The sequence below is a fragment of the Paucihalobacter ruber genome (assembly GCF_006494535.1).
In the GTDB taxonomy this organism is placed as follows: domain Bacteria; phylum Bacteroidota; class Bacteroidia; order Flavobacteriales; family Flavobacteriaceae; genus Paucihalobacter; species Paucihalobacter ruber.
Genome location: NZ_VHIQ01000004.1, coordinates 16,964 through 38,095 on the forward strand (window position 1 = coordinate 16,964; position 21,132 = coordinate 38,095).

Genomic DNA, 21,132 nt, shown 5'->3' on the forward strand with positions numbered 1-21,132 from the left:
TATTTTAATTTCTACTCAAAGATAAAAAATGTTTAATGTTTAAACGGAAAGATTAAACAATAATTAACAGTTTGATTTTTTTGATTGGATTAGAAATAAAAATGAATATTTAATCACTTTTCAACATTCTGCTTCGATTTGACAGTGTGTGCTTTTTTAAAATCCGAAGACTTTCTGTTTTAACATCGTTTTGTTTTTGCATGTTCCAAAGCACATCCGAAGCTTTTTTTCTTGTTTTTTGAAGGTTTACAATGGGTTTTGGATAGTCTTCACCTAAAGTAAAATTGAAGAGTTTTTCTTCTAATGGCGTTAACAAATAAGGCTCGTGGATAAAGGCAATGGGCAGATTTTTTAACTCCGGCACCCAACGTTTAATAAATTCTGCTTCGGCGTCGTGCTCCTGACTATTTTTAATGGGATTATAAATGCGCAAGGTGTTAATGCCAGTTTCGCCGGCCTGCATTTGTAACTGTGGATAGTGAATGCCGGGTTCAAAATCTAAAAACATGCGCGATAAATGTTTTGAAGCGTCCTGCCATGGTTGCCATAGGCAATGGGTAAAGAATGACACCACTAATGCGCGCATTCTAAAATTGAGATAACCTGTTTCCTTTAAACATCGCATGCTGGCATCTACCAATGGAAAACCGGTTTGGCCTTCTCGCCAAGCTTCTTGATATTGAAGCGAAATACTTTTCTTAAGTTTCTGATAGGCTTTGTTGATACTTACAAATTCCATACTGCACTCCATTTCAAACTTTTGAATAAAATGTGCTTGCCAACGCAATCTTGAGGCAAATGCAGCGATGTGTCTGGCGTTGTCTCGATTTTTGGTCGCCTGCGCATGCTGATACACTTGCCTAACGCTTAAATTGCCCCAAGCTAAATAGGGTGAAAGCCTGCTGCAACTTCTGCGTGCCAGTTCAGGTTTTGAAATATGAAACATGTAATTTTTATGTCGCTCGTCAAAAAAACTTTTTGCATATTTTAATCCTGTAGTAGTACCGCCTTTTTGAAATGGAGATGCACTGTTAGTAGTTAAATTAGGTATATAGAAATAGTTTTCAAGTTGTTCGACCTGTGAAATTGGTAGTAATTGTTCAGGTTTTGGATGAAATTCTATTTGAGGTTTACTCATGTAATCGTCCCAACTTTCGAACCATTGAACGCGGTTTTTTAAACCTCTAACAACACCATTATTAATATTTTGATGCCAGGTGATTAAACTGTTTTTACAATAACGCTCAAAGGCTTTGTCTCTGTCGTAGGTTACTTTAATACCGGTTTCCTGGTGTGAATATACTGCATCTATTTTATAAAATTGAAGTAGCTGATTGATGGCTGCCATGACATCGCTCTTCACCACCAGTATTTTACTGTTATGAACTTTAAGTCGTTCGTTTAAATCGCGTAAAGACTCTTCAACAAAATCCCAGTGACGTTGGCTGTAATGTTCGTCGTTAAGTAGCATGTCTTCAAAAGCATACAACAGCAAAACCTTGTTACCAGATTGCAAGGCATTGTAAACAGCCTCATTATCATGCAATCTTAAGTCTCTCTTCAGCCAAACTAGTGATATGTTTTGTTTGCTACTGTTCATCTAATGTTTTTAGAAATCTTTGCGCATTATTTAGGTGATTCAACTGCTTGTCTTTAGACATTTTATCAAAAGTTCTTATCAACATGCCCAATCTGGGATTGCTCAGGAAAAATTCACGGTTTTTATCCATAAAGTTCCAGAATAAACCGTCCCAAACATCTTGCCAAGCTCCTTTTTTATAATTACTCATTTTTATAACATAATTGCTACCACTTATATAAGGTTTGGTAGACATGAGTCCGCCATCGGCAAACTGGCTCATGCCATAAACATTAGGCACCATTACCCAGTCATAGGCATCAATGTACATTTCCATAAACCATCGGTACACTTCGTCAGGATCAAATTCGCACAACAGCATAAAATTGCCGAGTATCATTAATCGTTCAATGTGATGTGTGTAACCTGTTTTAAGTACTTTTTTAATACTGTCGTCAACGGGTTCAATTCCAGTGGAGCCATCGTAAAATGACTTTGGAATTTTGCGTTTAAAGTTCCAGAAATTCTTAGTGCGTTCTTCCCGACCTTTCACCTCATAGATACCTCTTATAAATTCGCGCCATCCAATAATTTGCCTTACAAATCCTTCAGTAGAATTTAGAGGAATATTGTGCTTTTCAGCAAATTCAATGGTCGTTTCTACCACGTATTTTGGGCTTAACAAGCCAACGTTGATCAATGGTGACAGTAAACTGTGATTGAGGATAATTTCTTCTTTAACGATGGCATCTTCATAAGGACCAAATTCTTTAAAACGATGTTTTAAAAATTGATCAAACCAGTCTTGTGCTGTACTAAAATTGGTGGGATATAAAGGCGTTTTGCCAATTTTGCCAAAATGACTACTAAAATATTGATCCACATAATTAACGGCTTCTTCATAATGGCTGTCAACCTCAGGAAATTCTATATTTGGCGGCGTCTGTTTGGCAGGATATTTTTTACGGTTTTCGTCATCATAAGTCCATTTACCGCCTTCGGGTTGTGAATTTGCAGTTATCAATAAAACCAATCGTAGGCGCTCGTCTTTGTAAAAGGCTGTTTGAAAAAATTTCTTTTTTTTGGGTTGGAAAAAACCTGATAAATCTGCAGTAGTGTTGATAAACAACGGATTTTCAAACTTGTTTAAAATTATTTCATTTTTTGCAGCTGCTGAAATTAATCGCCTGCTCAACCAATCGTCGGTTGGATCTATGTAGTTGATTTGTTCAAGGCCATATTCCTTCAAATTTCGTAATAAAAGCCGCACATCCGAAAGTTCTGAAACAGCCTCAATGTAGTGCGTTTTTATACCCTTTTCTTTCAAAAATGCTTCATATTGTTTCATACTGCTTCGGTGGAATGCGATTTTTTGCTTATGAAACTTATACTGTGTGAAAAACAAATCCACTTCAACCAAATACAGGTCGCCTTCAGCCTTAAACAAAGGCGACTCTTTAAATAATTGATGTGGAAAGATGAGGTTAGCTATTGTCATTTTAGTTTTTTCAAGTTTGCATTTTGAACCAATGAAGTCATTTGGGTAATAGCAATATTGTTTAATTGTTGTAAACGTTCAGTCGGTGAAATTCCTTGACGAATTAAGACAGCGTTAATGCTTTCTAAGTTTGAAAGAACTACCAATTGCTCTAATGTAGCTTCATCGCGAATGTTACCTTTAGCTTCAGAGTTTCTAATTCGCCATTCAGCAGCTGTTTTTCCAAATAGTGCCATGTTTAGTAAATCGGCTTCTGATGCATATACTAATGAGGTCTGTTTGGCAGTAAGTCTCTCTGGAATTAGTCTTTCTTTAATTGCATCAGTATGAATAGTATAGTTTACTTTGGCTAATGTGCGTTGTAAATTCCAGTCAAGTTTTTGGCGGTTGTTTTCTTCTTGTTTGAGGCGTTGAAATTCTTTAATTACATATAATTTGAATTCTATAGAAATCCATGAGGCAAACTCAAATGCAATATCTTTATGAGCGAAAGTACCACCATATCTGCCTGATTTTGATATAATACCAATAGCATTTGTGGTTTCAATCCAACGTTTTGGTGTAAGAACAAAGCTATTGAGACCTGCTTGTTTTCTAAACCCGTCGAATTCGACGGGTTTAAAATTGGGATTATACATCTGTTCCCAAAAACCAAGTAATTCTATAGTGTTTCTGTTGCGTAACCAGTTTTTAATAATGTCATCGGTTTGTGCTGAATCTTTATATTTGGCAATGTCTGTGAGCGATATATAGTCGTCTACCGCTCCTTTGTAAATTCTAATTTCTGTTCCTTTAACTGTAATATTTTTATTTTTTGTCATGAATACTATTTTTAAGAATAGTAAATTTAAAAAACCTTGTTTAATTATTAATTGTCAATTACTTCAAAACAAAGTTTCTTGTAACCAAATACGCTGATACTTCCCATGCGGGTCGTAGTTATTGGCTTGAAGTTGCACATTAAAAACGCGGTCTCGCGGGTCGTTCCCAACGCCGGCTACATACATCCAGTTGCCATAATTACTGTGAACATCGTAGTCGAGTAGGAGCGATTCAAAATAGGCGGCACCAATGCGCCAATCTAACTTGAGTGTTTTGGCAAAGTACGAAGCTACGTTTTGTCGACCGCGATTGCTCATCCAACCGGTATGTTTTAACTCTAGCATATTGGCGTTGACAAATGGTTCTTTTGTTTGGCCGTTAATCCAGTTGTTAATGTCTTTTTCGTGATGGTACCAATCGTAATTAACGTTTAAAATACCTCCCAATTTAAAGATGTCATCGCCATGCTTAAGCGACACGTATTTAAAATAGTCGCGCCAGATTAACTCAAAAATGAGCCAATAAGTAGAATCGTTTTTAAAATGTTCTTTTTCAAAACGCTTTACATTCCAAAAAATAGTTCTAGCCGATATACTGCCATTGGCCAACCATGCCGAAAATTTTGAACTGTAATCTGTGCCAATAAGTCCGTTACGAGTTTTTTTGTAAACCCCTAACTTTTTGGTTTGAAAAAAATAATCATTTAATCGATTGATAGCTTCGGTTTCGCCGCCTTTAAATGGAAAAGCCGAGTTGGGATGTGTTTCAAAATCTTCGAAACCCAAGTCTTCCAAAGAAGGAATATCAGCATCATTTTCGATTAAATTGTCTTTTGAAAACATTGGTGTTTCAACTGCAGGACGCACTGTACTTTGTTTTTCAACATGCTTTCTAAAAACGGTGAACCCATTCGGAATTTCCTGAAAATCCATTTTAATATCATCTGGTTGATATAAAAACTGGTTAAACAAACTAACTAGTGTTACGTGAGATTGGAGTTGTTTTTGTAGTTGATTTTCAACTTCTCGTTCCTCAAAAGTCCACTCTTTTTGGAAGAAAATGCTTTCAATACCATATGCTTCGCACAGTTCGGGAATAATATCTTCGGGTTTGTCGAGAAAAACCAATAGAGAAACACCTTGAGTTTTTAAATTGTGTTTCAGGTTAACCAGGGTTTCCAATAAGAACTTTGCTCTAAAGTTTTCGGTTTTTTTAAATCCGAATGGGTCAGTTTCAAATTGCCTGGGATCGATACAGTATACGGCTAATAAACTATGAGTGTTGTGCGCTGCTTCGGTTAAAACCTCGTTGTCATTTATCCTTAAATCATTTCTAAACCAAACCAGATGTTTTATTTGTTTCTTCTGCATTTTTCACTGCAATATTTAACTTCTTCCCAATTGTTCTCCCATTTTTTGCGCCATGAAAAAGGTCGATGACATACGGGACATATTTTCTGTGGAAGCTGTTGTTTCTTAATCATTTTTCTTTTACGATAGCATTGATCATACCATCAAAAACAAACCAATGAAAAGGCGTTACAGCATACCAATAAAGTCGTCCAGCCAATCCCTTAGGTCTAAATGTGGCGGTTTGATATAATATGTTATCTTCTATTTTAAACTCCAGCCAGGCTTCTCCCGGTAATTTCATTTCAGCGTAGAGCAATAATTTTTGTTTTTCCTTATTGGCGTAAATAACTCGCCAGAAGTCTAGAGCATCTCCTGCATTTAGTTCGTTTGGATGTCTTCTTCCTCTACGTAAACCTGTGCCACCAAAAAACTGGTCCATGAATCCGCGAATTTTCCACAGAAAAGTTCCGTAATACCAACCGGTATCGCCACCAATTGCCCAAATTTTATCAATGACTTTATTGGTGTTTTTAACAGGTCTGGATTTAAAATCTTTAAAACAACCGTAAGTAGGAACATTGATAAAGGTATGAACGTAATTTTTTAACTTTCCGCTGCTGATGTAAGAATCCTTCCAGCTGGAAATAATACTATTCTGTTCTATTTTTACGAAGGCCAGACTTACCGCTTTTTTGTAAGACATGGGTTCAATTTCCAATTTTGAATTGATATCACTTGGGTTTCCAATCACTTCAACACCCATGCTATTTACAAGTGAAGCCGCCAGTTTGTACGAAGTTGAGGTTACAAAATACAGCCAGTACGAGGATAACCTCGGTGTCATTACCGGAACTGTTAAAATATAGCGTTTTAAGCCGCGTGTTTCAGCAAACTGAAGCAGCATTTCTTTGTAGGTAAGAACGTTGGGGCCAAAAATATCATAACTTTGGTTGTATAGGTCTTCTCTGCCAAGGGCTTTGGTTAAAAAGCTTAAAACATCCCTAACGCCAATGGGTTGTGTTTTGGTGTTAAGCCATTTTGGAGCAATCATAAATGGTAATTTTTCAACCAAATCCCTGATGATTTCAAACGATGCACTACCAGAACCGACTATAATACCGGCTTTAAAAACAGTTAAGGCATAGTGATGAGACTGTAATTGCTCTTCTACATTTTTCCTCGACAGCAGGTGCTTTGAGAGTTTGGTATCATTGGTAATGCCGCTTAAATAAATAACTTGTTTTACCCGAGTGCTTTCGGCATAACGTTTAAAATTGAATGCGCATTTTTCTTCCAGTACATGAAATTCCTTAGCCGAATTACTCATAGAATGAATGAGATAATAAGCGGCATCAATATCTTTTGGAAGGTTCTTTAGCGTATCGGCTTTTAAAAAGTCGGCCTCAACTAATTCAATATCTTCTTGGTCTTTAAATAATTGTTTTACTCTTGGAATGTCTCTTACCGCACAAATTACGGTATGACCTTCTTGTAACAAAAGCGGAATAATTCTTTTGCCAATATATCCAGTTGCTCCTGTTACTAATATTCTCATTGGTTGGTTATATTTGGTATCTATCCTTTATTCAATAAATCACGGTACTTTGACATCTAATTATATTTGTGTTTTTTACCGCTAAGTCGCGAAGATCGCAAAGAATTTAATGGCAGTAGTCACCTTAATCCTCCCGTCGTGCATAACCGTCTTTCGGTCTTTGATACTCAAGTCTTAAATGCGCATTAGGTACTGCATAAGCATCTAAGCCATTAATGGCTGCTACTTTTGCTTTTGACAAATCTATAAAACCGTCGTTGTGTAACAGATCTTCATCTACGTATAAATGTACAATTTTTCCAACTACCAAAATGGTATTATTAGCAGGAATGGGATGTTCTTCTACAAATTCCATGGCCAGTTGCACCGGACAACCACCAACAAAAGGTGCGTGAAAATTGTCGCGATAAATTTGGTTTAAAGCGGTAACGTCAAATTCAGATACCTCTTTGGCATATTTGGCCGAGGTGTGATGTGCCTCTTCTAAAATATTTTCGTGAATATGATTGATGGTGAAGAACCCTGTTGATTTAATATTGTCGTAAGTATGACGCATGACGGTCGTTGGTCTTAAAAAGAAGCCCAGTAAGCCGGGATTTGATCCCAAATGCGTTACTGAGCTAAACACTGCCACATTGCTGTAACCATCCTGAGATTTTGTGCCTATAAGGTTAGCCGACTTATAACCTGAGCAACTGTTAATAAGGTTGATACGGTATAAGTGATGCAGTTGATCTATATCGTCACTGTTAAACTGCTTCATTCAGTTTGTGAAAATTATTGATTTGTACGTTCTGAGCTTTTAAATCGAACATTAAATTATAGAGTCCAAAAAACGTTCTATTCATGTAGATAAAATGTTTAGAACCACGATTGCCATTCATTTTTCTCAATTCGGTGCTTTTCGTGTAACGCTCACTTAATTCACCAATTTTATCAAAAAAGGTGTGGTCTGAAAAATCGAAAGTTTCATTGTGAAATGGCTGTGTAAACAAACTCAACAAATCGTGGAATAGGGCAGAGAAGAACTTAATTTCCTCAGGGCTATCGTCTGTTCTTAAAATTTCAAGTTCATAAAGCTTTTGCATGAAAAACGCTTTATTTTCAATGCTGTCTTTTCTGGCTAATTCAAAATAAGGCACATAGAAATCGTCGGGAATGATTTTCATACAGCCAAAATCTAGTGCGATTAATTCACCGTCTTTAGAAATTAAAAAATTTCCGGGATGCGGATCGGCGTGCACCTTTCTCAATACGTGAATTTGGTACATGTAAAAATCCCAAAGCGCTTGACCTAACTGGTTAGACATTTCCTGACTGGTGTTGTGCTTTACAAATTCAGATAAGTGTTCGCCTTGCATGTAATCCATCGTGATAATTCGATCTGAAGATAACTCTTCGTAATACTTAGGAAAACGTAAATTTGGAATGTGACTGCAGGCGTTGGCAACCTCTTTACTTTGTTGTACTTCTAAAATGTAATTGGTTTCTTCAACCAACTTATCTTCAACTTCTTTAAAGTACTTATCAGAATCTTTTCCTTTGATATTAAACATTTTAATAGCAATTGGCTTTACCAAAGCCAAATCTGATGCGATACTATTGGCTACACCCGGATATTGAATTTTCACAGCAAGTTTTTTCCCATCCTTTTCAGCTAAATGTACCTGACCAATACTGGCGGCATTTACCGATGTGGTGTTGAATTGATCAAACAGTTCGTTTGGGTGTTTACCAAAGTAATTTTTAAATGTTTTTACAACCAGAGGTGGCGATAATGGAGGTACTGAAAATTGCGCTAATGAGAATTTTTCAACATAAGCTTGCGGCAAAATGCTTTTTTCCATGCTTAGCATTTGCGCTACTTTTAAAGCGCTGCCTTTTAATTGCTTTAAGCCATCGTAAATGTCTTCGGCATTATTTTCGTTGAGACGTTGTTTCGCTTCAACTTCGGTTTTGGTGATTTTATCACCGTAGTATTTAATATAGTTTACGCCCACTTTTGCACCGGTTTGAACCAGTTTTGTAGCGCGTTGAATTTTTGATGTAGGTATACTATTTAAGGTTTTCAATAGGATTTTATTTAATTAGTTCATTTGCATTCTTTCTTTGAAAAGAAATTTTCCAAAGTCAATCACACTTTTAAGGGGCTGCGTATTGATAACGTCGAAACTGGTTTTAAGCGATTTTTCTATGAAAATATCGGTTTTTTCAAATCCGGCTGAGGTGTCATCCATCCAAAACTTGATGGTTACTAATAACTGTAACCAAGCTGTTTCAACAATGGTACGCTGTTGTATTTTTTCGATTTGTTCTTGATCAATATTGAAGGTTTCAATTTCAAGACTTTTAATATAGTCTGAAAATTCAGATTTGAGTTTTGACAAGGACTTAATAGCATTTAATGGCTTATCCTCGCTGTTTAGTGCATGAATAACGTAACTGCGGTTGGCAGTTAAAATCTCGAAAAACGTGTAGTAAAAACTTAGTAACTTGTTTCTGGCATCAAAAGATTGGTAATCTTCGTTAGTAGCAAGCAAGTTTAATGCGTTGTGAAAAAACGCTGTGAAAATCTTTTGCTCTAATGCTTTGAAATTGCCAAAATGATTGTAAAATAATGCTTCTTCAAAGTTATTGTCTTTAGCAAATTTATAAACCGAATGTGGTGATTTACCATGCTCTAACACGTAATCCATGTAAAAATCGATAAGGTTGTTTTCCGTAATAGTTTTTTTCTTGGCCATGATGATTATTTTAAAGTGTAAAGGTACAAAATGTTTAAAGAATTAATTTAAAAGTTAAACAATATTAGTTGAACTTTAACACTGTTGTCGATAGGGCTCTTAATGCCGTTCAATGTGTTTGACGACCTTATTCTTCGGATGGTTTTATGGTTTCATATTTATTGTGAACCAATAATATAAGTAAACCAAAGACAATAGACGATAGGATTAAAATATTGTTGAGTAGTCCTTCCGCAGAAAACGATAATCGCAACAATATGGTTGAAATAATAAAACCTGAATTGCGAATAACTTTATGAAAACTATCGGTGTAAAAAAACGAAATGAGTAATAGTAAAACATCTACAATTATTAAAACAGTAAAAAATTCTTCGAAGAAAATATTGTTGATTTTAACGAATGAACCAAGATTTAAATCGTCATTCCAGTTAATGCCAGACAGCCATCCAAACAGTGAATAAGCAGCTAAGATAATGATTACAGGCACCAATGTAACAGCAATTAACTTTTTTAAATTGATGAAATATTCGATATTAAGTTTGGTTAAGTTTTTGTCTTTGTCGCTTAGGGATTGTTTTTGGATATTTTTTTTGAAAAGGTAAATGATAAAGAAAATGAGTATCGCCAAAAGTATATCATAAGTAAATTGTAAATCTCCTTTAATCTCAAGCCAGTCTTTTGTGAGTTCTAAATCGGAGAAATCTTTAAACAGTCGTCTTATTACAATAAGTGTAATGATTTCATATTGCTTACTAACATAAGTGGTAACCGATTTTGGCATGTAGAATACCAGTAAATACACTTCGTAGATAAGTATGAATGAAAACGGCGTATAGATAGCGGCAATCGGGTTTTTAAAAAGTGTAATTTCGGCACTTACAGTTAACACGCCAATATTCACGAAATAGATAAGTAGTAAGTGGATTAAAAAAGATACAATAGCTAAAACCAGTATAACCCGTTCCAGTTTTTCTTTTGTATCGACAGAGAGGAATTTATTAAATAAATAACTCAGTAATTTGGTGTTTTTCATAATGCATGTTAAGCCCGATGATATTGGCTGTTTTTGCATTGATTGATGAGAAGTTGGTTGATTGGAATTTTTTTAATTGCCTGATTTGAAAGCATAATTTCTAATCAGTTTCTTTTAATATTACTGTTCGAAGATATATAATTTAATTGAATATTTTCTAATTTAGGTAAATAACATTATAGATCGACTTTTAAAAACGTCATTCCATATTTTTAATATGGAGTGTTTCGGCTCTAAACTTATTTTTACCAAAATCTAAAGTTCTGATAGGGAACGGAATATTGATGTTATTAGCGTTGTAAGCAGCTTTAATGGCCATAATACCTTTACTTTGAGCGTCTAAAATATCTTTTCGGTCTTTAATGGGCGTCCAAAATCTGATGAGATAATTAATGGAACTATCGCCAAAAGCGGTGTAGAAGAACTCAATTTCTTCGTTTTTTTCTTGTTTAAATAGTTCGGCTATGGCTTTGGTAGTAACTTTTTTCACAAGTTCTAAATCGCTTTCATAGCCAACGCCGCAACTTATAGTTATTCTTGAGCGTTTGGTACCGGTAAAATTTTTAAAAGGCGCATCAATTATTTTAGAATTGGGAATTACCACAGCATTATTATCGGCCTCCATAATGGTTACACTTCTCAGGTTGATGTCTATAACTCTTCCCTCGTGATTATTGGTAACAATCCAATCGCCAATTTGAATATTGGGTAAAAACGACAAAATAAACCCCGAAAATGTATTATGTAAGGTACCCTGTAGTGCCAGACCAATGGCTAAACCAACCACACCGGCACCGGCAAGTACTGAGGTGAGTACTTTGTCTAAATCTAATATGGCTAGTGCGGTAAAGAAACCAACCAATACAGTAACTATAAAGGCGGTTCGGGCTAAAATTGCTTTGATGGATTCTTGACCAACCTTTTTTAGCAGAACTTTTTTGATAAAATGTCCAAAGTATTTGCCAGCGTACCAGAACAACACAAAAACAACAATGGCTAACAGGAAGTTAGGGGTTGCTAATAAGATATCTTCACCCCAGCCATAAAGTTTATCAAGTATTTTTTCGAAAGCCCTTTTTATATCGAAATCTTTGAACATTAGCATAGCTATTGGTATTGACAAGTTATACATAAAGTTAGTGTTTAAAGATATTAAATTGTAATTAAATCCCGAGTACAACCCAAAAAATATAAGCGTTTAAACACATAAAAAACAAAGCAGGAAGCGAGATCCATAGGCTGTCATTTAATCTAAGACGCACAATTAACCCGAGCAACATTAGCAATGCCAATCCTCCTGAAGCTGCTAAGACTAACGGTTTGGAAAGCCAAAATCCGATGATTAATCCGAGTCCGCCTGAAATTTCCAAAATTACCACCAACAACCCTAATTTTTCTAATTGAAAGCGTTTAAACTCGCTTTTCATATGTGTTCCGGTGAAATACGAAATCCCGTAACCCAAGAACGATAAGCCCGAAAAGAAAACACAAAATGTGTATAGGTTCATATTTAGATGATATCAGCTGAACTAACAGCGATAAAAATACAGAGTAGCAGCAAAATTAATGAAGGTAAACGCTGTTTAAAAGGGTTACCGGCTTTAAAGTGAAAATACTGTGCAGCTACCATAAACAAACCCATTAATACAGCAGAAGCCAATACCAAAGAATCATACCAAATACCTACAATTAATAAGGTTGCAAGCGATGTTTTAGCGAAGCCAACAAAACTTCGGGTAATATCGTTTAGTTTGAACTGATTAAATTCTTTTATAACATTATGAATTCTAAAAATCCAAACGAAAGCCACTGAGACCGCCACTGCAATTTGGGCAGCTATTACTAATTGATTCATTATATAGGGTGTTATTTAGTTTGTAATAAAGGTACAAACATTATTACTATTAAGAATGGAAACGCTCATTTTATTCTTTTTCGATATCAATTAAATGAATATTAAGTGCTTTAACACTTATTTGAATTTCAATGATTGAAAAAATAAGTGAAATCATCAATAGCACTAACGAAACCCCAAAAACGATACTTCCAAAAACCTGCCAATTTTCGTAAATAGCAAACATACTTACCACACAAAGCAGGAGTGAAGCAATACCTGTTAACTGCATGTTTTTTATGAGATTAACACGTTTTCTTAAATTAGCAATTTGCGCTTTAATATTTGGGTCGGCACCATCTTTAAACTGTTTGTGTAATGTTCTTATTAAGGTGGCTAGTGTTAAAAATCTATTAGTATAAGCCAAAAGCAATAATGAAATTGCAGGAAATAATAATGCCGGGGTTGTAAGTGATATTTCCATTCAGCCTTTTGTAATTTACAGCAAAAATAGGTTATTTACCCAATTCTTGTGCTCTTTTAAAGGCGGCATTTGCACCACCAACAATAATATTATTTAAATTTTTTTCGTTAAAGTGTTTCACAGCGGCTTCGGTAGTACCACCTTTAGAGGCTACTTTTTGTATCCACTCTTGGCAATTGTGGCTGCTTTGTCGGTAGAGGTGTAAAGCACCTGAGAAGGTCTGTTTTACCAGCATTTCGGCCTCAACGGGTTTGATGCCCATATCGATAGCCGATTGAATCATAGCATCCATAAAGTAATAAATATATGCAGGTCCTGATCCCGAAATCGCCGTGACTGCATCGATGAGTGTTTCATTGGCAACATTCAAAGTCTTTCCGGTGGTTTGCAGCAAGTTTTGAACCCATTGTTCTTCAAGCCTCGAAATAGCATCGGTGCAGGTAAAAGCCGTCATACCGTGACCAATTTGTGCCGGCAGGTTAGGCATGGCTCTAATAATTTTATCAACTTTTAAATTATCTTTAATGGTTTTAATAGTGATACCCGCCATAATACTCAACACCACCTGATCTGCTTCGATGTGACCCACAATTTCGGCAAACAATTTGGGAACATCTTGAGGTTTAACGGCCAGAATAATTAACTCAGCTTTTTTAATGGCTTTATAATCGGTAATGATTTCGGCTATTTTTAGCTGTTTAAGCTCGTTAATTTTATCAGGATTATCTTTTTCCAAAATCATTAAATGCTCAGGCGTTACCACATGAGAGTTGATAAAAGCCTTGGCATAGGTTAAGCCCATATTTCCGCCACCGATGATTAGAATGTTCATAACAATGTTTTTAAAATGCTGATTTACAATTTAAATTGTAAAAATAAACTAATGACCTAATTAAAAGTACTTATAAGTTTAATTATTTAGCATCCGCAGTGGCCAAATATAGCTGTTTCAAATGTTTGTTCGTTATTCGAAGTTAATTTAAGTATCCCTTCGTGAACCCAAATCTCATCGATAGCATCTATTTCATAAGTTTCAACACGTAGTTCAAAATTGTCATTCTTCCAAATTTTTAGGCGCTCTTTTTTTGAGTTTAAGGTGTCATTAGACACCAGATTTAAAGTTTCAGTTTTGCCGTTGACTTTAATAAGCGCTTTACTAAAATAATCGTCAATCACCAGATAGCGTTGGCTTCTAAAATCTTCTTTATTTTTTGATGAATAGCATGAGCAACCCATGACTTCTTCCGGCCATATGGTGAAATTTTCAATTTGAAGTACAGTATCAGTTGAAGGTTGTTGTGTGGTTTGGCTGTCTTTTTTGGTGTGATTTTTACAAGATTGAAAAAAGAATGCTATTGAAAGGATTAAAATTAATAGTTTCATGACTTTAAATGAATGATAACGATAAAATTAAGGAATTTTAAAGATTTATAACCCATTGCGTTATAGATTTTCATTTCATTGGATATCATCGCATTAACTGTCTTCATCTCGGTTGTGGAATCGAATACCATATTCAAATGCTTTGGGTAATTGACTAGGTTTCTTCAATTTCAAACTATGAGTTAATAAAAAATATTAACGTCACCATTTTACTTAATCGCGTAAAAAATCTTAAAACGTAATAATTAATATTATTACAATTATTTCTGTTTTTTTAAAATTATTAATTTCATTAATGATTTTGTTTTTAATACCTAAACAATGCGTTGATTTTTGAATTTGGATTCGGCATATCTTCCTTATCTAGTAAATAAACGTCTCCACCCTTTAAAAATGTTTGTATTGCAGCTACATTCATTAATGAAATTGAATCGTCATTGTCCTCACTTACAGAAAGCGTTATAGTCCCATTTTCTTTTTTGTAAGTACCATAAATATCAGCCATATTTTCACAAAATAAAGTCTCAATTTTTCCATCAAAAGCTGCTGGCAATATGGCTTTAATTTCAACAGCCGTTTTACCTGTGCCTTGATCTGCTAAAAAATGTGCTATTTTATCCTTTCTGGCTTGGTCAAATGTTGGAGCCATTTTTTCCCATGCCATCTCATGAATGTCAAAAATGTCAATAGCATCAAAATCAACTTTAACATATTGCTTTACTAGATTCTGATACGTATTAATCTCTTTGTAAATGGAAAAAAGATACTCTTGAGTAACAATAAGTAATGGGCTGTCTTCATTACTTAAAATTGTTCGGAGGCCATCATTTATGGCTCTAAAATAGGCCTTAATTTCTTTTTTGTCTTTTCCTGTGGCACCTTCTTGACCATGAAATATGGCCTGACCTTTACCTCCTTGTTGCGTTCTAAATTGAAGATTCTTTTCCTCATAATCATAGCCTACCCTTTCTTGTAAGTTTTTAGGTATTAAATCATCGATGACAATCTCGGTAAAACTATATTTGGTGCATTCATATAATTTTACAGTTTCTAATTGAAGCGTCATCAAATAAAAAGTCCCATTACCAACAAACATAGGCATCAATGGTTTTAAATAAAAGGAATCTGCAACAGCGTTAAATTCTTTAAAATATATAGGAAGCGTATATTTTCTAAAAAAACTATCGGTTAAAAAAATTGCCAAACCATCAGATTGATTACTCCAAAACCGACTATCATCTATTAATTTTTCTACAGGAACTAACATTTTACTGATATCCAAATCCTGAAGTCCTTTTTTTGACAACTTATGTTTCACTTGTTTTACTTGTGTTTTTAAAGCTAACACATCTTTATGATTCAATACTTCTTCACCTGCTCTATGCGTAGGAACAAATAAAGAAATACAATTTTCTGCATTGACCTTATTTAATTCTTCAATGTCTTTTTTATATAGTAATGACATGATGTTTGTTTTTTAAAATTATTATTTATTATATGGGTAGCCACAGTAAACCATGCTCTGGTTTACTAAAAATACTGTCTATTAGTATTGCCATAAAAATTATTCTACCCTTAAATACTTTAGAACAAAAGGATTTCACAAGGTAAATTAGTAAAGTATTTACCTTGTTGAAATCCTTGTCTTAACTAATCGGTTATACCAAAACTAACTTTCGTAGTCACTCTGAACTGGGTTACCTGATTGTTGTCAACAGTTGCCTGCATATCTTTTACATAAACAGACTTGATATTTTTTACTGTTTTGGATGCTTCTTTAACAACGTTTTTAACTGCGTCATCAAAACTTATTGTAGAATTTCCTAAGATTTCTATTACTTTTAATACTGACATAATTTATTGATTTAATATTAATATGAAAGCATAATAGTGATTAATTATGTCTTATAAAATGATCTTTATCAGTTTTTGAAACTTTTAGCATCACTTTAAAAGGTTTATCATATTGTAAGCTTCCCCAAAAACAGAACTGCTTAAAAGAAAGAAATTATTATCAACTTTAAATAGTACTTGATAGAAAGACATCAATTTATACCAAATATGACTAGTAATGGTAAAAGCACATTTTGAAAACATAAGACAAACCATTTTAGAGTAGCTTGATTGTGCGACTGAAAATATAGTTGTTGCCGTTTTTGGTTTACGAACCAAACATTGTTTCAAAAATTAATAACAAAACGCTCTCAAGGACTAAAAGTCGAGTTGATAATTCACAACGATTATATTAACAACCGTGAATCTGGACTAAACTTTCAAGGCTTTATTGATTGCGGAGGAGACTTTTATTTTCTGACACCTTCAACCCGATGCATAATAAGTTTTGTGTTCAAGATGCATAATATGTTTTGTGTTATTGATAATAAAACACTAATCAATGGTTCATACAATTGGACTTACTACGCGGAGGACCGAAATAGAGAAAATATTCTTCTGATTAAGGATGAAAAAGAAACTATTGATGCTTTTATCTCAGAGTTTGAAAGACTCAAATCTATGACTAAAAGGGTTGAAAAAATTCGACCATTAACAAAGTTTGAAGTTGACGAATTTAACTTACTAAGAGCGCGGGACTACTTAGCATACGACATTGTGTTTGAATCCAAAGCAACAGGACGTAAAGAGATAATAGAAAGTGCATTTCAAATAGCTCCCGGGAACATTGCAGTTCAAAAGACAGCGTTTGATCTTAAATTAACAAGACGATGAAAGTTAAAGTATTCGATTGGTTCAAGTCTTCAACATAATAAATATTTAGTGATCGTTCCAAAGGGTACTTTTATTCCAGTAACGAAAACTGAAATTGTTCAGACGAGTGTGGATAATCAAACAAGCTCAACTGCAACAATCCATTATGGGGAAAAACCTTATGCACGGCAAAACATCGAGTTTGCTAGAATGACTATTAGAGGACTTACTAAAAAACCGGCAGGACAGGCTAAGATTAAATATCACTTCACCATTGACATAAATGGAATCTTAAGAATGGAAAAATTTTCATTAGATAATGGTGTAAGATAGATAATCAACAAAGAAATAACACCGCTACTTGAAGAAGAAACGGATTAGCTTTACCAAAACACAATAATAAAAGTTAAAATTAAACTTCCATGTTGAAGTTTTGATTTTTATTAAACGAATAGAGTCATAATTTTAGTATTGTATTGTTTTTTATAGGTCCTTTATTTAAGAAGTTCCGAAATAGTATAATAGAAAAAGTGTACATTATTTCGTTAAAAATGTAAACCAAAATGTAAACCAAAATGTAAACCAAAATGTAAACCAAAATGTCAAATCAAAAAATAAAGCACTGTATATCAACATATAAAGGACTTTTTGACGGAGGAAGAGGGATTAACTGCGTTGATCCTTAAGAGGGAATCCAATACCACAATCAAATGCTTTGGGCTATCGCCCTCAATGCATTTTTTGTTTTGCTGTCAGAAGCCTTTTGTTTTAGTGTGATTAACTGCGTTGATCCCCGAGAGAGAATCCAATACCACAATCAAATGCTTCGGGCTATCGCCCTGATAGCATTTTTTGTTTCGCTCCAAATTTCAAGCAAGCTTGATTTTACGCGAAACAAAAAATGCTCCGCAACTACGTTGCGAAGCATTTGATTGTGGCGGAGAAAGAGGTTATCGAACTTACTTGAAATAAACATAATTTATTATTGTTTAAAACTCACTTTTTTAACTGATATGTTGGTAGTTATATATTTTAATATATATTTGACATATATTTAAAATTGATTAAAATGTCAACCAAATTGTCAACCAAAATGTCAACTAGATATTGAATTAAATTTTAAGAGACACTGAAATAAAAATCTATGAAACATACTTTTTTTCTGAAAAAACCCAAATCTAATGAAAAGACATTAATCCTCTTTACCTGTTACTTTAAGGATGAAGCTAAAAAATTTGTCTATTCCACAGGTGAAGTCATTGAACCAAAGTATTGGAATGCAACTGAAAAAATGCCATACAAATCAGGTAGAAATGTTGCTCCCGATGTAGTAAGCATATTGGAACAATTGAATAGGTATTCAAGTGTATTTTATAAGGTTGTTGAGAGATTCAAACTTATGGAACAAACCTTCACGGCTTCAGATCTTAAAAATGAATTCAACAAGGAGTTTAAGAAATTTGCAATCGATAAAAATCAATTCTATCAAGTCTTTGAAGAATTTATCAATCAAAAGAAAGGACTAAGAGAGTGGAAGCCATCTACCAAAAAAAGATATGATTATTTAAAAACTTTACTTGAAGATTTCGAAGAGAAGGAAAATTATAAAATATCATTTAATACCATAAATGAAAAATTTTATAATAAATTTTTAGAGTTTTGTTATACAACCAGGAATCATTATTCTAACACCGTTGCTAGAAATGTAGGCTTATTAAAAACCTTTTTAAATTGGTCATTAGAACAGAGAATCAGTTTTAGAGATGATTTTCGGAAATTTAAAACTCCAAAAAAAGTTATTACTAGACAGGAAGCACTTTCTTTAGATCAGTTAAACGAAATTATATCTCATAAATGTAGCTCGACGAAACTAGAAAGAGTAAGAGATATTTTTATATTTCAATGTTTTACTGGTATGCGATACAATGAATTATTTAGAATAAGCCCCAGAACTGTCTATAAAGATTATCTCATTTTGAAGGAAGAAAAGGATAGCACAAAAAAAGATAGAAAAATCCCGTTAACTGATGCTGCTAAATTTATTCTTCGAAAGTATAAAAACAATTTACCACTCATTTCAAATCAAAAACAAAATGAATATATCAAGAACTTATTAAAGGAAATGGAATATAATCGTGAAGTTGAGTTTACAAAAACTAAAAACAAAGAGCAAACCACAATTACTAAGAACTTTTTTGATCGCATTTCAACTCATACTGCGCGCCGCACTTTTATAACTCTCATGCGCAATAACAAGGTGCCTATTAAATCCATCATGGCCATTACCGGACATAAGGATATTAAAATTATTGAATCTTACTATAGTGTTAATGATGATACAACAAAAGATGCTGTAATTGATACATTTAAGACGGTTGAAATCCCAGTTCTAAAAAAAGCATAGTGCTCTATTAAAGATTCAAGCCAATGAACAGAAATTATTAAAAAGGTAAGTTTTGAAGCATTTAAAATATAAAGGAATTTTGGATCGAAATAATTATCAAACAAGCGCAGAGCTTGATTTAATAATCCAAAAAATGATTAAGAATAATATTATTAAACCTAGATCAGAAGCAGGTTCAAATGATAAGTATAACTTAATTTCATTTCTACATCTAAATGATTCTGAATATAGAATTTGTAAATCAGTTACAAAGGAGATCTATTTTTATATAAAAGAAATAATTGAAGAGAATATTTCTGCTGCCTATGAAATATCGATGATTAGCTATAAATTAAATGGGATTTTTTCTAAACATGATAAAATAAAGTTTTTAAATCAATATTATTTTGATACACTCCCTTCAGATTTATGGTTTGCAAGTTACGATTCAAATTTTTCAAGTATAAAATTTTACCCTTCTTCTTGGCAATCGTATATTTTGATGCAAATTGATGTTGCTGAAACAATGATAGAAATGTATTTGAAAGAAGGAAATTTTGATCTAATTCAATTAATTTTTTCTAATGAAACAAACACAAGTTCGACATATCCTAAGATAGATGGAGTATTAAAACTTTGGAAAAAGTTTTTTATTGCATCCAAAGTTTTGGCATTTATAAGAGAACAGCAAAGTTACTTAAATGATAAAGGTCACTCTCCAAGAGAATTAAAATGCCTACAAGAATTAATAGGTGAAAATAATTTTAATGAATTCATTAAAGAATTAAAAAAAGCTTCTTTTATAAATGAGTCATTAATTATCCATGAAAATTTTGATTATGGACATAGACTGAATTCTAAACAAATGGCTGTTGCTATTGCCTTTTATTTGAGAAAAAAGTACAAGCATCTTGTAGATAAGGATATAAGGTTTTATTTTAATAATCAAAATTTAAGAAAACTAATGCATAATACCTTCCCAAATACTCCTTCCTATTCAAGGTTTTCTGCACTTATCAAAGAGTATGAGGAGGCAGATAAATTTTCCAATAATGAATTGAATGAACATTTGTTGGCCCATTCTGTAATAAAATTGTTACGAGATCTATTTAAATGTTAATTTAAAAGTAATACAGGAATATTCTTATAATCTCATGTCTTAATATCGCTTGGTAATACTTTTCCATTCAAATATAAATTTTAGCCATGAAAGGAATCGTATTACAAGAAATCGACAAAGAAAAATTCGAAACTTTATTCAAAAAAGTTCATGACATCGAAAAAAAATTAGACGAACTTTTCGATGACAAAAAAAGTGAAAAAATCTCACCGGAAGAGGCAGCTAGAGAATTAAATCTCACCACTCAAACAATTTATCTCTACATTAAAAAAGGTATCATACCGGCAGCAAAGACTGGACGTAAACTTCTCATAAAAAGAGAAGATTTGGAAGCAATACTCAAAGAAGTAAAATCCCTAAAATATAAGCGATAAAACCTTGTTTCTCTCCGTAGATACAAGGTTAAAAGGATATTATAAGTTAAAATAGCAATAATGACAGAACCAAATATAAATCATGCAAATTCGCGGCAAATAGTTTATAAAAAATTTGTCGGTAATTGGAATTTTGATGCACAGCGTCACCCTATACATAAAGTTGTGTTGCCGATTTTAATCAAACAAATTAAAGAATTTCATTCAGCAACAGTTAATCGCTACATGAAAATTTATACAGACTCAAATCAAATTTAAAAAACAA

At 33.5% G+C, this 21,132-nt stretch carries 23 protein-coding genes and 1 pseudogene; 6 read left to right on the forward strand and 18 right to left on the reverse strand.

Features of this window, described 5'->3' with window-relative positions:
* Window positions 1-109: 109 nt before the first annotated feature.
* The 18 genes from FJ651_RS08880 to FJ651_RS08965 all read right to left on the reverse strand — a co-directional run bounded on the left by FJ651_RS08880 (window position 110) and on the right by FJ651_RS08965 (window position 16,138).
* A complete protein-coding gene (locus FJ651_RS08880; RefSeq protein WP_140990163.1) occupies window positions 110-1,600 on the reverse strand; it encodes a cryptochrome/deoxyribodipyrimidine photo-lyase family protein in 1,491 nt (496 codons plus the stop codon).
* Window positions 1,590-3,077 (reverse strand): cryptochrome/photolyase family protein, encoded by a 1,488-nt coding sequence (locus tag FJ651_RS08885; RefSeq protein WP_140990164.1) that lies wholly within the window; start codon window positions 3,075-3,077, stop codon window positions 1,590-1,592. Before FJ651_RS08885 ends, FJ651_RS08880 begins: the two co-directional genes overlap by 11 nt.
* Window positions 3,074-3,898 (reverse strand): KilA-N domain-containing protein, encoded by an 825-nt coding sequence (locus FJ651_RS08890; RefSeq protein WP_140990165.1) that lies wholly within the window; start codon window positions 3,896-3,898, stop codon window positions 3,074-3,076. Before FJ651_RS08890 ends, FJ651_RS08885 begins: the two co-directional genes overlap by 4 nt.
* A 63-nt stretch (window positions 3,899-3,961) precedes the next feature.
* A complete protein-coding gene (locus FJ651_RS08895; protein WP_140990166.1) occupies window positions 3,962-5,269 on the reverse strand; it encodes a DASH family cryptochrome in 1,308 nt (435 codons plus the stop codon).
* On the reverse strand, window positions 5,251-5,382 hold the full coding sequence (locus tag FJ651_RS08900) for a DUF2256 domain-containing protein (protein WP_140990167.1): 132 nt from the start codon (window positions 5,380-5,382) through the stop codon (window positions 5,251-5,253). The genes FJ651_RS08895 and FJ651_RS08900 overlap by 19 nt, the downstream gene beginning before the upstream one ends.
* Window positions 5,379-6,806: an SDR family oxidoreductase gene (locus FJ651_RS08905; protein WP_140990168.1), complete on the reverse strand. Its 1,428-nt coding sequence runs from the start codon at window positions 6,804-6,806 to the stop codon at window positions 5,379-5,381. The genes FJ651_RS08900 and FJ651_RS08905 overlap by 4 nt, the downstream gene beginning before the upstream one ends.
* A gap of 124 nt (window positions 6,807-6,930) precedes the next feature.
* Entirely contained in the window at window positions 6,931-7,569 is a 639-nt protein-coding gene (locus tag FJ651_RS08910; RefSeq protein WP_140990169.1) for a flavin reductase family protein, read from the reverse strand.
* Window positions 7,556-8,878 (reverse strand): ABC1 kinase family protein, encoded by a 1,323-nt coding sequence (locus FJ651_RS08915; protein ID WP_140990170.1) that lies wholly within the window; start codon window positions 8,876-8,878, stop codon window positions 7,556-7,558. The genes FJ651_RS08910 and FJ651_RS08915 overlap by 14 nt, the downstream gene beginning before the upstream one ends.
* 15 nt (window positions 8,879-8,893) lie before the next feature.
* A complete protein-coding gene (locus FJ651_RS08920; RefSeq protein WP_140990171.1) occupies window positions 8,894-9,550 on the reverse strand; it encodes a TetR family transcriptional regulator C-terminal domain-containing protein in 657 nt (218 codons plus the stop codon).
* Between the two features lie 127 nt (window positions 9,551-9,677).
* Entirely contained in the window at window positions 9,678-10,583 is a 906-nt protein-coding gene (locus FJ651_RS08925) for a hypothetical protein (RefSeq protein WP_317130884.1), read from the reverse strand.
* A 199-nt stretch (window positions 10,584-10,782) separates the two neighbouring features.
* Window positions 10,783-11,715: a mechanosensitive ion channel family protein gene (locus tag FJ651_RS08930; RefSeq protein ID WP_246085340.1), complete on the reverse strand. Its 933-nt coding sequence runs from the start codon at window positions 11,713-11,715 to the stop codon at window positions 10,783-10,785.
* Between the two features lie 31 nt (window positions 11,716-11,746).
* Complete coding sequence (locus FJ651_RS08935) at window positions 11,747-12,091, reverse strand: DoxX family protein (protein WP_140990172.1); 345 nt, start codon at window positions 12,089-12,091, stop codon at window positions 11,747-11,749.
* Window positions 12,092-12,093: 2 nt separating this feature from the next.
* The gene (locus tag FJ651_RS08940; RefSeq protein ID WP_140990173.1) at window positions 12,094-12,438 is read right to left on the reverse strand and encodes a DoxX family protein; all 345 of its coding nucleotides are present in this window, start codon (window positions 12,436-12,438) and stop codon (window positions 12,094-12,096) included.
* A 70-nt stretch (window positions 12,439-12,508) separates the two neighbouring features.
* A complete protein-coding gene (locus tag FJ651_RS08945; RefSeq protein ID WP_140990174.1) occupies window positions 12,509-12,901 on the reverse strand; it encodes a DUF2721 domain-containing protein in 393 nt (130 codons plus the stop codon).
* A 31-nt stretch (window positions 12,902-12,932) separates the two neighbouring features.
* Window positions 12,933-13,733, reverse strand: coding sequence for a pyrroline-5-carboxylate reductase (gene proC, locus FJ651_RS08950; protein ID WP_140990175.1), 801 nt, complete (start codon window positions 13,731-13,733; stop codon window positions 12,933-12,935).
* Window positions 13,734-13,819: 86 nt separating this feature from the next.
* Window positions 13,820-14,284, reverse strand: coding sequence for a hypothetical protein (locus tag FJ651_RS08955; RefSeq protein WP_140990176.1), 465 nt, complete (start codon window positions 14,282-14,284; stop codon window positions 13,820-13,822).
* 307 nt (window positions 14,285-14,591) lie between these two features.
* A complete protein-coding gene (locus tag FJ651_RS08960) occupies window positions 14,592-15,749 on the reverse strand; it encodes a baeRF7 domain-containing protein (RefSeq protein ID WP_140990177.1) in 1,158 nt (385 codons plus the stop codon).
* 185 nt (window positions 15,750-15,934) lie between these two features.
* Entirely contained in the window at window positions 15,935-16,138 is a 204-nt protein-coding gene (locus tag FJ651_RS08965; protein ID WP_140990178.1) for a dodecin family protein, read from the reverse strand.
* Between the two features lie 306 nt (window positions 16,139-16,444).
* Between FJ651_RS08965 and FJ651_RS08970 the strand changes: the two are divergent.
* The 6 genes and pseudogenes from FJ651_RS08970 to FJ651_RS08995 form a co-directional block, all read left to right on the forward strand.
* Window positions 16,445-17,011 (forward strand): annotated as a pseudogene (locus FJ651_RS08970) (phospholipase D-like domain-containing protein); the annotation flags it as partial.
* 15 nt (window positions 17,012-17,026) lie between these two features.
* Window positions 17,027-17,323, forward strand: coding sequence for an Hsp70 family protein (locus tag FJ651_RS08975; RefSeq protein WP_140990180.1), 297 nt, complete (start codon window positions 17,027-17,029; stop codon window positions 17,321-17,323).
* 811 nt (window positions 17,324-18,134) lie between these two features.
* A complete protein-coding gene (locus FJ651_RS08980) occupies window positions 18,135-19,394 on the forward strand; it encodes a tyrosine-type recombinase/integrase (protein ID WP_140990181.1) in 1,260 nt (419 codons plus the stop codon).
* A 52-nt stretch (window positions 19,395-19,446) separates the two neighbouring features.
* Entirely contained in the window at window positions 19,447-20,493 is a 1,047-nt protein-coding gene (locus tag FJ651_RS08985; RefSeq protein WP_140990182.1) for a hypothetical protein, read from the forward strand.
* A gap of 86 nt (window positions 20,494-20,579) precedes the next feature.
* A complete protein-coding gene (locus tag FJ651_RS08990; RefSeq protein WP_140990183.1) occupies window positions 20,580-20,867 on the forward strand; it encodes a helix-turn-helix domain-containing protein in 288 nt (95 codons plus the stop codon).
* A 60-nt stretch (window positions 20,868-20,927) separates the two neighbouring features.
* Window positions 20,928-21,125, forward strand: a complete 198-nt coding sequence (locus FJ651_RS08995) for a hypothetical protein (RefSeq protein WP_140990184.1) — start codon at window positions 20,928-20,930, stop codon at window positions 21,123-21,125.
* Window positions 21,126-21,132: the final 7 nt, after the last annotated feature.